Raw genomic sequence first — 12,868 nt, forward strand, 5'->3', positions numbered from 1 at the left:
TGCATGATGGATCTGGGACGCCTGCGCGCCCTGCACGCGGTCGCCGTGCACGGCTCGGTCGGCGGCGCCGCCGCGGCGCTCGGCTTCACCCCCTCCGCGATCTCCCAGCAGATCGCCAAGCTCGAACGCGAGACCCGCACGGTGCTGCTGGAGCGCCAGGGCCGAGGCGTCCAACTCACCGACGCCGCACGCGGGTTGGCGGACACCGCGCAGCAGGTGCTGGCGCTGGTCGAGCAGGCCGAGGTGACGCTGGAGGAGCAGCGCGGCCGTGCCACCGGACGACTGTTGGTCGCCGCGTTCGCCACCGCCTCGCGCGGCCTGCTGCCCGCCGTGCTCGCCGATCTCCGGGTCGGGCACCCCGAGTTGGACGTCCGGCTGCTGGAGAGCGACCCGTACCCGGCGGCCGAGTTGGTGGCCCGCGGCGAGGTGGACCTGGCGGTGGTGCAGGACTGGGCGTCCGTGCCGCTGCCGGTGCAGGAGGGCCTGGACCGGCTCGACCTCGGCACCGACCCGGTCGACCTGCTGATGCCCGCCAACCATCCGCTGGCCGCGTTGGACTCCGTCCCGATGGCGGAGCTGCGCGGGCAGCGCTGGACCAGCGTGCCGCCGGGCAACATCTGCCACGACTGGCTGCTGCACACCATGCGGGAACTCGGCGAGGAGCCCGACGTCCGCTACCAGGTCGGCGAGTTCGAGTCCCAGATCGCGCTGATCGCGGCCGGCCTCGGCCTCGGCCTGGTCCCCCGGCTGGCCCGCGGCCCACTGCCGCCGCAGGTCGCCGCCCGCCCGGTCACCCCGCAGCCGGTCCGCCGGGTGCACGCCCTGTGGCGCACCCGCACCTCCCGCCGCCCGGCCGTCACCGTCACCCTGGACGCGCTGCGCCGCCACTGGGACGCCCTCGCCCTCTGAGCGGGCGACGGGCGTCAGGTCAGCCCGACCACCAGCCACATGAACCCGACGCCCACCAGGGTGCAGACCAGGGTGGAGCGCGAGGGGTGCGTGCTGTGCGCCTCCGGAAGGATGTCGGAGGTCGCCAGGTACATCAGGAAGCCACCGAAGAACCCGAGGTACAGCCCGAGCAGGTGGTCGGGGATGGTGAACAGCAGCGTGATCGCGGCGCCCGTGACGGGCGCGACGGCGTCGGCGAGCAGCAGCGCGACCGCCCGCCGCCGGTTGTTCCCGTACAGCCGGGTGAGCGTGTAGGTGTTGAAGCCGTCGGCGAAGTCGTGGGCGACGACGGCGATGGCGACCACCGTGCCGACGGTGGTGCCGGCCTGGAACGCGGCGCCGATCGCGAAGCCGTCCATCACGCTGTGCAGCACCAGTGCGGACGCGGCGGCCAGCCCGACGCCCTGTTCGCGGTGCCGGTGTCCGGGTCCGTGGCCGTGTCCGTGGGTGTGGCTGTGCGCGGCGTACTCGCCCTCGTGGCCGCGGTGGATGGCGACGGCCCGTTCGACCACGTGGATCAGCAGGAACCCGGCGGCGAACATCAGCAGCGCCTCGGGCACTCCGTGGAGTTTCTCGGGGGCCTGTTCCATCGCCTCGGGGAGCAGGTCGAAGGTGACCACGCCGAGCATCAGTCCGGCGGCGAAGCCGAGCACCAGGTGGCGGCGGTCGCCGGTGCGCTGCGCGACGAATCCGCCGATCAGGGTCATCAGGAAGGCGCCCGCGGCGACCAGCACGGCGGTCAGTTTCGGCCTCCCCGACTCGCGCCAGGGGCCGGACGGCTGTGCGGACCGCTGCCCACGGCTGCCCAGTCGTCCGGCCCGGGCCGGACGGTGCCGGGCCCTGGAGCCCACTGTGCTGGCCGCTCCCCCGCCGCGCCGCCCGGCCGACCCGTCGGGGTGACGCGCCGGGGTGACGTGTCGGGGTGACGCGCCATCAATCGATGGACGGGGCGGTCAGCCGTCCCCGGCGGCCCGGTAGACGGCTGCGAGCTGCGGGGCGCCCTGCTCGGCCCAGTCGGTGCCGAGGGCCGTGACGTCGAGTTCGAAGCCGGTGGCCAGCACCATCAGCGGGCGGCCGTCGGCGGCGAGCCGCCAGGTCGAGCCGGGGATCCGGCGGCGGATCACCGTGCCGAGGTACAGGCCGGCGTCGGTGCCCAGCCGGCGGGAGACCTGCGGGTCGTCGCGCCAGCGCGGCAGCAGCTGGTCGAGTGCCGTCAACGAGTCGACGGTGTCGTCGAGTTGGACCCCGACGGCGTCGGCGAGTTCGCGCAGCAGGCCGCACTCGGCGTACATCTCGGCCATCGCCCGTTCGCGCTCCTGCTCGACGGCGTGCCGTTCTGCGTGCTCGGCGGGGCGCCGGTCGAACCGGCGGCCGAAGTATCCGTTCTCCACGGCCCAAGCCTGACACCTCGAACGGCGGAACGGCAGAAGGCCGGACGGGACCCGCCGGGTTTCCGACGGGCCGTCAGACGGTGAGGGGCAGCTCCAGGTGGGTGAGGGCGAGTTCGCGGATGCCCTGGCCGTCGACCAAGTGGATCCGCTGGTGGCGTTCCTCGGTGGTCAGGTCGATCGCCTCGTCGGCGAACTGGCCGCAGGTCATCCGCAGGCCGCGGTCGGCACCCTCCTCGCGGACGGCCTCGGACAGTGTGGCGATCTCCTCCGCGGCGACGGGCGCGGGCCCGCGGGAGGCCCACACCACCCAGCGTCCGGGCAGCCGACTGCCGGGCTGCCCCTCCGCGGTGGCAACCAGTCCGGCCGGGCCGCGCAGCCGCACGCTCCAGTCCTCCAGGCCGCCGGCGGTGAGCACCGCCCTGACCAGCAGGGCGAATTCGCCGGGCGAGAGTTCGCCGAGCGCGGGCACCGCGGCCTCGGCGGTGCCCCACGGCACCACTGCCTCGTCCGCGTACGGGTCGGGGGTGATCACGGCGGCCAGCGCGCGCAGCCGCAGCAGCGACTCGTCGTGCTCGGCGTCCGCGTACACGCCGTCGTCGCCGAGGTGCCCCGAGTCGGGGACCAGCCGGGTGCGGGCCAGCGCGTCACGGTCGGCGTCGACGCTGAGCAGGCAGCGCGGGGGGCGGCCGGGCTCCCGCAGCCAGCCGTTCAGCACGACGCCGGCCAGCACGTCGTCGGTGTCGACGGCGTCGGCGGCCTGCAGGGCGCGCAGGGCGAGGCGGGCGGCGAGCCGCAGGTAGTCGGCGCGGACGTCGGCGTCGGGGCGGCGGATCGGTTCGACGCTGCCGTCCTCGCCGAGCCGGTAGCCGGACAGCGCGGGGACGGTGTCCAGCGGCGGCAGGTCGAGGTCGAGGACGGCGGTCCGGGTCAGCGCCCGGAACACCGCGTGGCACGGGGCGGGCAGGTCGCGGGTGGAGCCCTCGGCGGCGGCCAGGGCGCGTTCCAGCAGCGACTCGACGGCGGCCGGTTCGGCCTGCCGGTAGGCCCGGCGGCACTCCTCCAGGCTGTCGTTGTACTCCTGCACGGCGCGGGCCCGGGCCAGTTCGGCCTCCTCGTGGGCCTGCCGGGCGGCGAGCGCTCCGCTGTCCGCGAGGTCGGCCTGCCGGGTGCGCCACTCGCGCAGCGCGCGCTGGTGGAGCAGCCGGGCCTGGGCGAGTTCGCGCTGGTAGCCGGAGTCGAGCAGGCGGCGCGAACGGGGCTGGTCTGGGTCGGTCTCGGCGGGCTCGGGCGGGGCGAAGTCGGCCCAGGCGGGCTCGGGTTCGGCCTCCGGGGCCGCGTCCGGGTACGGCTTGGGGCGGTAGCTGCGCAGCTGGCTCTCGAAGTCCATCGCGGAGACCGGCTGGGCGGCGCGGCGCAGCAGGCCGGCGAGGCGTTCGTGGTCGGCCTGCACGGCGAGGCTGCGGTGGTGGGTGAGCGCGGCGGCCCGGCCGTGCGCGGTCACCGGGTCGTCGGCGACAGCGGCGGCCGCAGCGGGTGCGGGCGGCGCGGCGGGCGGTGCGGTGGGCGGTGCGACGGGCGGCGGGGGCACGACGGGGGCGGGCTCCGGGCGGTGCGCGGCGGGCGGGTCGTACGCGGCCGGGGGCTCCTGCCCGGCTGAGGGCTCGTGCGCGGCGGGCGGCTCGTCCTCGTCGGCGCCGAGCTCGCGGAACAGCGAGGCGAGGAACCCGGGTTGGAGCACCGTGGCGGCGCCGTCGGCGCGGCCCTCGGATGGATGCTGCATCGGCGGTCGTTCCCCCTGCTCGTCCGGCGCACGTCGGAGGGCCGCCGTAGGCGGGGCCCGATCAGCATTGTCCCCCGCCGAACGCTCCGGGTCAGCCAACCTCCGTGGTTTGGCCGACCGTTGACACAGGATCGGCCGCGCCGCACCCCGAGCGGGGCCGACGTGGGGTCGGCCCCGGGGATCCGGTGCGGGTGCGGAGGTCAGTTGGTGCGGGTGTTGGTCAGGTGCAGTCCGATGTAGCCGACGTAGATCCGGCCACTGCCGGAACAGTCGTCCAGGTAGTGCACCCGGGGCGCGGTGCCGCCGCCGCCGATCCGCAGGTGGGCGCCCATGAACGCGCGGCAGGAGGAGTCCACGACGGCGGGGACGGGCAGCATCCGCTGGCGCTTCCACTTGCCGTGGCTGGCGACGGTACGGGACTCGCCGCGGACCGCCTTGCGCGGCGGGAAGCGGTGGCAGCCGGGCGGGGTGTGCTCGCACCACTGTTTGAAGTCGCCGCCGGCCTCGCCGCGCACGGCGGCGTCCGCGTACTCCTGGAGCGCCGTCAGCCCGTCCCAGGTGAGCCGGGCCCAGCCGGGGCCGTCGGCCTGGCCGTCCAGGGCGAGCGTCTCCTTGCTGTCGCCGGTGAAGTCCAGCAGCGGGAACTCGCCGAAGCGGTCGACGAGTTCGCCGAAACTGCCCGGGCCGGTGCCGCACCGGGGGCGGCGCGGCGGGCGGGGCTGCTCGATCCGCAGCCGGCAGCGTTCCAGCCGGACCGCCGGGTGCGCGGGGCGCTCGGGGGCCTTGCGGGCCTCGGGCGGCAGCCACAGCTGCGGCACCGCGTCCAGCGGCGCGGGCAGCGCGAGTTCGGCGGCCACCCGGCGCGGTTCGCGGGCCAGCAGCGCGGCGGCGCGGCGCAGGTTCTCGTCGATCCGGCCACGCGGCAGGACGGGGTGCCGGGCGGCGTCGGTGCGGGACGCCGGGTCGACGTCGGGCAGGAAGGTGCGGACCGCGCCGCCGTACACTTTGTGGTATTCGAGGGCCAGGTTGAACCGCGGCAGCGCGGCGTGCCCGAGCACGTACATCGAGGCCAGGCCCGGGAGTTGGCGCAGCAGCGGGCCGAGCACCGTCTCCTGCCACTCCTCGATCGGCACGGCGGGCGGCACACTGGCCACCACGGTCGGCAACTGCCGTTCCGGGTCGCACAGTTCGTCGATCAGGTCGTCCAGCTCGGCGGGCCCGAGCACCCGTGCGGCGACCGGCAGCGGCACCGGGCCCTCGGTGGCGTCCAGCAACGGCAGCAGGCGGCGGACGAGTTCCGGGACGGGGACCCGGCCGTGGCCGGTCGGCGTGGGCCCGGCGGGCAGGTGTTCGGCCTCGACGCGCAGCCGGGTCGGGCTGTCGGCGTCCTCGGAGGCGAGGGTGAGGGTCAGTTGGTCGGTGCCGTGCGGAGCGGGGGTGCGCAGTCGGCGGCGGCTGTAGCGGGCTCCGGGGCCGCGGCCGGGCAGCGGGCCGTCGTCGCGGTCCAGCAGCACCCGGTCGCCGAGCCGTAGTCGCTCCGGCGGGGCCCCGGCGTCGCGGGGCGGGGGCTCGTCATAACCCTCCGCCTTCAGCCAGGCGGCGAGCAGGTGGTCGACGAGGGCGGTCGTGTCGTGGTGCGGGCGTGGTGTCGCGGCCGTCAGCCGATAGGGCGGCTGGGCTTGGTCGGTGGGCATACGCGGAACCTCCCGAGGTGCGGTGCTGCGGTCTGCGAGTCCTCCTTCCGGGCCGTGCCGAATCGCGGTGTCCTGTCCAGGAGACGAAGCGACCGGGAGTGAAAGTTCCTTCTCCGGCCGTGGTTCCTTCGTTCGAGTGTCATCGGTCGGCAACCGGAACTCGTCTCGCGCGGCCTCTGCTACCCGCCCGCCCGCAGTTGATGCAGCGTGCCCGAACGCCTTGTCCGCACCGGAAATTGGCCGAAAACCGGCTGCTGTTCCGGCCTCGACCGCCCACCCGGCGGGTCCTCAGACGTCGACCTCGACGAAGGTCCGACCGGCGGGCTCGGCGGTCGCCGAACCGCCGGTCGCCTCGGCCAGCCAGGTGTGGAACTCCGTCACCTCCGGCTCGGGGACGCCCACTTCGATCCGCACCCCGTCCGCGAGGTACTCCAACCCGGCCACCGCGTACCCGGCCGCCCGGACGTCGTTCTCCAGCCGCCCGGCCCGGGTATGGTCCACGGCCACCGACAGCAGCGCGACCGGGCGCCGCTCCAGCAGCCCGATCTCGTCCAACGCCTCCGACACCGCCGCCCCGTACGCCCGGACCAGCCCGCCCGCGCCCAGCTTGATGCCGCCGAAGTACCGGGTCACCACCGCGACCGTGTCGGTCACCCCGCGCCGCCGCAGCACCTCCAGCATCGGCACGCCCGCCGTCCCGGCCGGCTCCCCGTCGTCGCTGGACCGCTCGCGCGGCTGCTCCTCCCCGACCACGAACGCCGTGCAGTTGTGCCGGGCGTCCCAGTACTGCTTGCGGATCGCCGCAATGAACGCCTGCGCCGCGTCCTCGTCCGCGACCCGGGCCAGGTGGCAGATGAACCGGGACTTCTTGATCTCCAACTCGTGGCTGCCATCGCCCCGGACGGTCAGGTACGGCTTCGGGCTGGGCTCGGCCATGACGCTGGTGTTCTCCGCTGTCGCTCTCCATCCGGCGCCGCCGCGAACAGCGGCCACCGGCCTTGCCGCCCAGCCTAGGGCCTGTCTTCAAACCGCCGTCGCGGCCCCGCGGCGTGCCCCCAGCCTTCGGCCGGGAGGTGCCCCCAGGTGCGTGCTCTCGGCGTGCCGGGTGGAAGGCCTCGTACGGGGTGTACTCGGTCTTTCGCCCGGTGCGGCGAGAGCGCGTGCCAGGGGCCGTGGGGCAGGCGGGGTTTGAAGACAGGCCCTGGGGCCTGTGTCCGCGAGGCTGCGGGCCGTGCCTGCTCAGCGGCCTGCCAGGGCGTGCAGGGCGGCACGGTCCAGGCCGGTGCGGGCGGTGACCTCGGCGGGGTCGAGGGCGCCGCAGTCCAGGCCGCGCAGCAGCTGGCCGCTGAGGGCGCGGGCGGTGGCCGGCTCGTCCAGCACCGCGCCGCCGGACTTGGCGAGGTATGCGGCCAGCCGCGCGCAGGCGGTGTCCAGGCCCTCGCGGTGGAAGGCGTACACCGCGGCGTAGCGGGTGGGCAGCTGGGCCGGGTGCAGGTCCCAGCCCTGGTAGTAGGCGCGGGCCAGCGCGCGCCGGACCAGGCCGTGGTGCAGCCGCCAGGCGGCGTGCACCTGCTCGGCGGGGCCAGTGGGGATCACGTTGGTGGAGCCGTCGGAGAGCCGGACGCCGGTGCCGGCCGCAGCGACCTGCATGACGGCCTTGGCGTGGTCGGCGACCGGGTGGTCCGGGCTCTGCTGGGCCGCGCCGACGCCGCAGGCGGCGCTGTAGTCGAAGGTGCCGTAGTGCAGTCCGACGGCCCGGCCCTCGGCGGCGTCGATCAGCAACGCGACAGTGGCCCGGCCGTCCGGGCCGAGGACGGCCTGGGTGGTCTCGATCTGGATCTCGAACCCGAGCCGCCCGTCGGGCAGCCCGGCCCGCCGCTCGAAGTCCGCCAACAGCCGTGCCAGCGCGGCGACCTGCGCGGGGTGGCTGACCTTCGGCAGGGTGAGCAGCAGTCCGTCGGGCAGGCCGCCCTCGGCCAGCAGGGTGCCGAGGAACACCTCCAGGGTGCGGATGCCGCGGGCCCGGACGGCGGCCTCCAGGCACTTGGCCCGGATGCCGATGTACGGCGGCCCGGTACCCTCGGTCGCCGCCGCGGCCACCAGTTTCGCGGCCCGCACCGCCTCGGCGTCCTCCTCCGCGTCGGGGCGCGGGCCGTAGCCGTCCTCGAAGTCGATCCGCAGGTCCTCGATCGGCTCGCGCGCCAGCTTGGCCCGTACCCGGGCGTGCACGTCCGCCAGCAGCGCGTCGTCGGGCACGCCGAGCGCCCGGGCCAGCCGCGCGGGTGTCCCGGCGTGCTTGTCGAACACGGCGAGCGCCCGCGCGCCCCACTCGCGGACGGTGTGCGCCCCGAACGCGTCGGCCGGCACGTACACGGTGTGCACCGGCTGCCGGGCGGGCCGCTCGCCCGGGTAGCGTCGCGTCAGTTCGGCGTCCACCGGTGCCAGCAGCGCCTCCACGGCGGCCCGGGCGGCGTCCGAGAACGAGACGGGCCGGTCGGCTCCGGCGCGGGCAGGGTGCGACATCCGGGGCTCCTCCACTCACCGTGCGGGCACGACGGAACGGTCCGGTGACCGTAGTGCGGCCCCGCGGAAGCGTCAATGGCCGCCCACCGGAGAACCGGTGGACGGCCACGAGGCGTGGCGCGTCGAGGAGTTGAGGCGGCGTCAGGGCCGCGCGGGGGCGGTCACTCCCGGCCCGACTCCATGTACCGCTCCTGGAGCTGGTCCCAGATCTTCTCGACGTCCTTCAGGGCCACCCCGCCGTCCTGGCGGGAGCCCGGGACGCCTCGCTGAGACAGGTACTCGGCGAAGCGGCGCTCGTCCGGGTGGCGCTGGTTCTCCTCCATGTAGCTGACCAGCGCGTCGAAGCACTCGTCCGCGTTCAGCGGCTCCGCCCCACCCGCGAACGGACGGCGCGCCGGCGCCTCTTCCGCGCCCTCCGTGCCCTCCGCGAAGGGCCGCGTCTCCGCCTCCATCATCGCGTCCAGCCGCAGCGGCCGGCCGCCCAGCCGGATCGGCTCGACCTGCTGGTCCTGCGCCATCGGGCGACCGCTCGGGTCGACCGGCACCGGCTGCGGGGCGGCCTGCGGTGCGTGCGGACCCTGCGGGCGGGCCGGGCCGTGCCCGTTGGCCTGCACTCGCTGCTGCTCCGACCCGGCCGGGCGGTAGCCCTCCGGGTAGCCGCCGTGCTCCGGGTAGGCCTGCTCGGCGTAGCCCTGCTCCGCGAACTGCTGCTCGGCGAACTGCTGGTCCGCGTGCGCCGGGTACCCGTCGGCCGGCTGGTACCCCGACTGCGGACGGTCCGCCGCCTCCTCGTCCTGCGGACGCGGGGCCTTGAACCACGGCGAGGCCTGGCCCGGCACCCGCGCGGTGTGCACCTGGTCGGCCTCCGCCACGTGCGAGCGCACCGGGCGCGCCGTCCACACGTTGAGGTCCGACGTCTGATCCACCATCGGAGCGGCCTGCGCGCCCTCCGGGTCCTGCTGGTCCCGCAGCCGCACCGCGGCCAGCTTCGCCAGCGTCGGCACCGCGACCGCCGCCGACACCGGCGGCACCGCCGACTGCTGCTGCGCCTGGGCCTGCTGGGGCTGCTGGGCCTGGGGCTGCTGAGGCTGAGCCTGCTGGGGCTGGGGCTGCGGGGCGGGCCCGGCTGCGGCCGGCCCCTGGGCGGGCGCCGACGCACCGAGCGCCGCCGGCTGACCCTGCGTCACCTGACCGGCCGCCGGGGCCGGCCGCTCCGCCCGCGCCGTCTCCTCGGCCTCGATCGCCGCGCCGCCGTGCCCCTGGAGCGGGCCGTCGATCCGGTCCAGCACCGTCGGGTCGAGCGGCACACCGTACTTCGCGAGCTTCAGCGGCAGCAGTGCCTGGAACGGCGCCGACCGCCGCCAGCCGCGCCCGTACCGGAACCGCAGCTGCGCGCGGTACACCAGCCGGTTCTGCTCCAGCCGCACCGTCTCGTCGTACGACCGCAGCTCCCACAGCTTCATCCGCCGCCACAGCCGGAACGTCGGCACCGGCGACAGCACCCAGCGCATCAGCCGCACCGACTCCATGTGCCGGTCGGCGGTGATCGCCGCGATCCGCCCCACCGCGTGCCGCGAGGCCTCGACCACCACCACGAACAGCACCGGGATGACCGCGTGCATCGCCATGCCCAGCGGGTCGCCCCAGGACGCCGCCGCGTTGAACGCGATCGTCGCCAACGTCAGCAGCCACGCCGTCTGCCGCAGCAGCGGGAACGGGATCCGCAGCCAGGTCAGCACCAGGTCCAGCGAGAGCAGCACCACGATGCCCGCGTCGACGCCTATCGGAAAGGCGTAGGCGAAGGTGCCGAAGCCCTTGTCCAGCGCGAGGTCCCGCACCGAGTTGTACGAGCCGGCGAAACCGATGCCCGAGATGACACATGCGCCGACGGCCACCACGCCCAGCAGAGCCCGGTGCGCGCGGGTAAGGGAAGGACGTGCCATTCGAATGATCAACCCCTGGGACTCGGCAGCTGCCGTAGGACCTGTAGCCGCCGAGTACACGTCCCCGCCCGGGGCGCACGGCCGCGGGACACCGCGGTACTGATGCGCCGTTGACAGACTCGGCCCACCGGATACTACTCGTACGGGCGTTCACTCCTGTCGGCAGGCCGGACCGGCACCACTCCTCCACTGGTCCACACCACCGCACACACCTCTCTGCCGGGCGCTACCCGGCGGCCGGCCGCTCCGTCGCGCCGTTCAGGTACGCCAGCACCGCCAGCACCCGGCGGTTGCCGTCCTCCGTCGGCGCCAGCCCCAACTTCCCGAAGATGTTGGCGATGTGCTTGGCCACCGCCCCGTCACTGATCGTCAGCCGCCCGCCGATCGCCGAGTTCGAGCAGCCCTCCGCCATCAGCCCGAGCACCTCCCGCTCCCGCGGCGACAGTCGCTGCAACGGCTCCGACCCCGCATTGTGCTGCAGCAGCCGGCCGATCACGTCCGGGTCCATCGCCGTCCCGCCGGCCGCCACCCGGCGCACCGCATCCACGAACTGGTCCGCGTTGAACACCCGGTCCTTCAGCAGGTAGCCCACCCCGCCGGTGCCGTCCGCCAGCAACTCCCGCGCGTACAACTGCTGGACGTGCTGCGACAGCACCAGCACCGGCAGGCCCGGTATCTCCCGGCGCGCCGCCAACGCCGCCTGCAGACCCTCGTCCGTCAGCGTCGGCGGGAGCCGGACGTCCACCACCGCGACGTCCGGCCGCTCCGACAGCAGCGCCTCCAGCAGGTCGGGCCCGGTCTCCACAGCCGCCGCGATGGTGAACCCGTGGACCTCCAACAGCCGTGTCAGGCCTTGGCGAAGGAGGTAGAGATCCTCGGCGAGGACAACGCGCACGGCAGCTCCATGGTGATGGTGGTCGGCCCGCCCACAGGACTCTCGAGCGAGATCACTCCGTCGAACGTACCCAACCTCTTCTCGATCCCCCGCAACCCACCGCCGGTCTCCATCCGCGCACCCCCGTGCCCGTCGTCCGTCACCACCACCCGCAGCCGGCCCGCCCGGTACAGCACGTCCACCCACACCTGCCGGGCCCGCGCGTGCTTCGCCGCATTCGCCAGCAACTCACTCACGCTGAAGTACACCGCTGTCTCCAACGACGCCTCCGGCCGGCCCGGCAGGCTCACCGTCACCTCCGTCGATACCACCGCCGTCAACGCCAACTCCCGTACCGCGTCCGGCAGGCCGCGCTCCGCCAGCACCGGCGGATGAATGCCGCGGACCAGATCCCGCAGCTCCTGCAGCGCCTTCGCCGAGGACTCGCGCGCCTCTGCCAGCAGCTCCCGGGCCGCCGTCTGGTCGCTCGTCATCAGGTGCTCGATCGTCCCCAGCGTCAGCCCGATCGCCACCAGCCGCGCCTGTGCCCCGTCGTGCAGATCCCGCTCGATCCGTCGCAACTCCGCCGCCTGGGCGTCCACCGCGTCGGCCCGGGTCTCCGTCAGATGCGCGACTCGCTCGGTCAGTTGGGCCAGGCTCTCCTTCGGCGCACCACCCAGCACCCGGCACGCCAGCTCGTGGTGCGCCCGCACCGCCCTCGGCATCGCCAGCAGCCCGACCACCACCATGGCCCCGCCGATCAGCAGCGAGATCAGCAGGTTCATCGGGTGGTTGTAGATGCCGAAGAACTGCCGGCGGTCCACCTGCCCGGTCAGCCCGAACATCAATCCGCCCCACACCAGGAACATCGGCACACCCAGCAGCGCCGCCACGCCCGCCGGGTTCGCCAACAGCCACAGGCCCTCCCGCCGTACCTGCGGATCCCGCAGCGCCCACCGTACGAACTGCACCAGCCGCGCCACCTCCAGCCTCCGGTGGTACGACGCCCCCGACCACCAGAACCCGCGCGCGTCCTGCTCCAGCGGCTCCCGCGTCGAATACACCACCCGCCAGGGTTCCCCCGAGACCCGCTCGACCCGCTGCCGCGTCCACGCCGCACCGTGCCGCACCAGCAGGTAGAGCACCGACGCCCCCATCGCCAGCGCGCTCGGCACCGCCACGAACGGCGCCAGTGACCCACCGTCGAACACCTGCACCGCAGCAAGCCCCGTGAACAGCGCCGCCAACACCGGCACCACCGGCCCCGCGACCGCCGCCACCGTCATCACCACGCCCTGCCCCCAGGCCCGCACCCCCACGCGAAGCCGCTCCCCCGCAATGGACCTGGCGGCCCCACCGTCGAACCACGTTGTCGTCGCCAAGGCCTACTCCCCGAGAGTTGATCGCCGTCCCCAAGAACGCTCTCAGTCTCTCTCCGACCCCCCGGCCGGCACATTGGCCGTGCCTCCCGTCTTTCAGGTGGACTTAACTCCACCCCGACCGGTAGTGACCGGTTCCGGGAACGCGAAAAAGCCCCCCGCCGTGAGGCGAGGGGCTTTCCCTGAAAGATTGTTCGGCGGCGTCCTACTCTCCCACAGGGTCCCCCCTGCAGTACCATCGGCGCTGTGAGGCTTAGCTTCCGGGTTCGGAATGTAACCGGGCGTTTCCCTCACGCTATGACCACCGAAACACTATGAAACTGTGTACCACCCACC

At 74.4% G+C, this 12,868-nt stretch carries 10 protein-coding genes and 1 rRNA gene; 1 reads left to right on the forward strand and 10 read right to left on the reverse strand.

What is annotated here, in order from left to right:
• Positions 1 to 3: 3 nt before the first annotated feature.
• On the forward strand, positions 4 to 909 hold the full coding sequence (locus AMK19_RS32415) for a LysR family transcriptional regulator (RefSeq protein WP_073818852.1): 906 nt from the start codon (positions 4 to 6) through the stop codon (positions 907 to 909).
• A 14-nt stretch (positions 910 to 923) separates the two neighbouring features.
• Here AMK19_RS32415 and AMK19_RS32420 read toward each other — a convergent pair whose 3' ends face one another.
• The 10 genes from AMK19_RS32420 to rrf all read right to left on the reverse strand — a co-directional run bounded on the left by AMK19_RS32420 (position 924) and on the right by rrf (position 12,841).
• Entirely contained in the window at positions 924 to 1,655 is a 732-nt protein-coding gene (locus AMK19_RS32420) for a ZIP family metal transporter (protein ID WP_073818879.1), read from the reverse strand.
• Between the two features lie 246 nt (positions 1,656 to 1,901).
• Entirely contained in the window at positions 1,902 to 2,339 is a 438-nt protein-coding gene (locus AMK19_RS32425; RefSeq protein WP_073818853.1) for a DUF6278 family protein, read from the reverse strand.
• Positions 2,340 to 2,412: 73 nt separating this feature from the next.
• Complete coding sequence (locus tag AMK19_RS32430; RefSeq protein WP_073818855.1) at positions 2,413 to 4,119, reverse strand: restriction endonuclease; 1,707 nt, start codon at positions 4,117 to 4,119, stop codon at positions 2,413 to 2,415.
• A 200-nt stretch (positions 4,120 to 4,319) separates the two neighbouring features.
• Positions 4,320 to 5,813, reverse strand: coding sequence for a hypothetical protein (locus tag AMK19_RS32435; protein ID WP_073818857.1), 1,494 nt, complete (start codon positions 5,811 to 5,813; stop codon positions 4,320 to 4,322).
• A 288-nt stretch (positions 5,814 to 6,101) separates the two neighbouring features.
• Complete coding sequence (locus AMK19_RS32440) at positions 6,102 to 6,749, reverse strand: YigZ family protein (protein ID WP_073818859.1); 648 nt, start codon at positions 6,747 to 6,749, stop codon at positions 6,102 to 6,104.
• Between the two features lie 303 nt (positions 6,750 to 7,052).
• A complete protein-coding gene (locus AMK19_RS32445; RefSeq protein ID WP_073818861.1) occupies positions 7,053 to 8,336 on the reverse strand; it encodes a DUF6986 family protein in 1,284 nt (427 codons plus the stop codon).
• A 161-nt stretch (positions 8,337 to 8,497) separates the two neighbouring features.
• Entirely contained in the window at positions 8,498 to 10,279 is a 1,782-nt protein-coding gene (locus tag AMK19_RS38525; RefSeq protein WP_143200520.1) for a DUF2637 domain-containing protein, read from the reverse strand.
• A gap of 226 nt (positions 10,280 to 10,505) precedes the next feature.
• Positions 10,506 to 11,174, reverse strand: a complete 669-nt coding sequence (locus AMK19_RS32455; protein ID WP_073818865.1) for a response regulator transcription factor — start codon at positions 11,172 to 11,174, stop codon at positions 10,506 to 10,508.
• Positions 11,126 to 12,472, reverse strand: coding sequence for a sensor histidine kinase (locus AMK19_RS32460; protein WP_241844697.1), 1,347 nt, complete (start codon positions 12,470 to 12,472; stop codon positions 11,126 to 11,128). Before AMK19_RS32460 ends, AMK19_RS32455 begins: the two co-directional genes overlap by 49 nt.
• 252 nt (positions 12,473 to 12,724) lie before the next feature.
• Positions 12,725 to 12,841, reverse strand: a 5S ribosomal RNA gene (rrf, locus tag AMK19_RS32465).
• Between the last annotated feature and the right edge of the window lie 27 nt (positions 12,842 to 12,868).

Source organism: Kitasatospora sp. CB01950 (assembly GCF_001905465.1).
GTDB lineage: Bacteria > Actinomycetota > Actinomycetes > Streptomycetales > Streptomycetaceae > Kitasatospora.

Excerpts from the sequence above, each read along its gene's own strand:
- AMK19_RS32435 (WP_073818857.1), bottom strand. The coding sequence starts at position 5,813 with ATGCCCACCGACCAAGCCCAGCCGCCCTATCGGCTGACGGCCGCGACA.
- AMK19_RS32445 (WP_073818861.1), bottom strand. The coding sequence starts at position 8,336 with ATGTCGCACCCTGCCCGCGCCGGAGCCGACCGGCCCGTCTCGTTCTCG.
- AMK19_RS38525 (WP_143200520.1), bottom strand. The coding sequence starts at position 10,279 with ATGGCACGTCCTTCCCTTACCCGCGCGCACCGGGCTCTGCTGGGCGTG.
- AMK19_RS32415 (WP_073818852.1), top strand. The coding sequence starts at position 4 with ATGATGGATCTGGGACGCCTGCGCGCCCTGCACGCGGTCGCCGTGCAC.
- AMK19_RS32430 (WP_073818855.1), bottom strand. The coding sequence starts at position 4,119 with ATGCAGCATCCATCCGAGGGCCGCGCCGACGGCGCCGCCACGGTGCTC.
- AMK19_RS32440 (WP_073818859.1), bottom strand. The coding sequence starts at position 6,749 with ATGGCCGAGCCCAGCCCGAAGCCGTACCTGACCGTCCGGGGCGATGGC.
- AMK19_RS32420 (WP_073818879.1), bottom strand. The coding sequence starts at position 1,655 with ATGACCCTGATCGGCGGATTCGTCGCGCAGCGCACCGGCGACCGCCGC.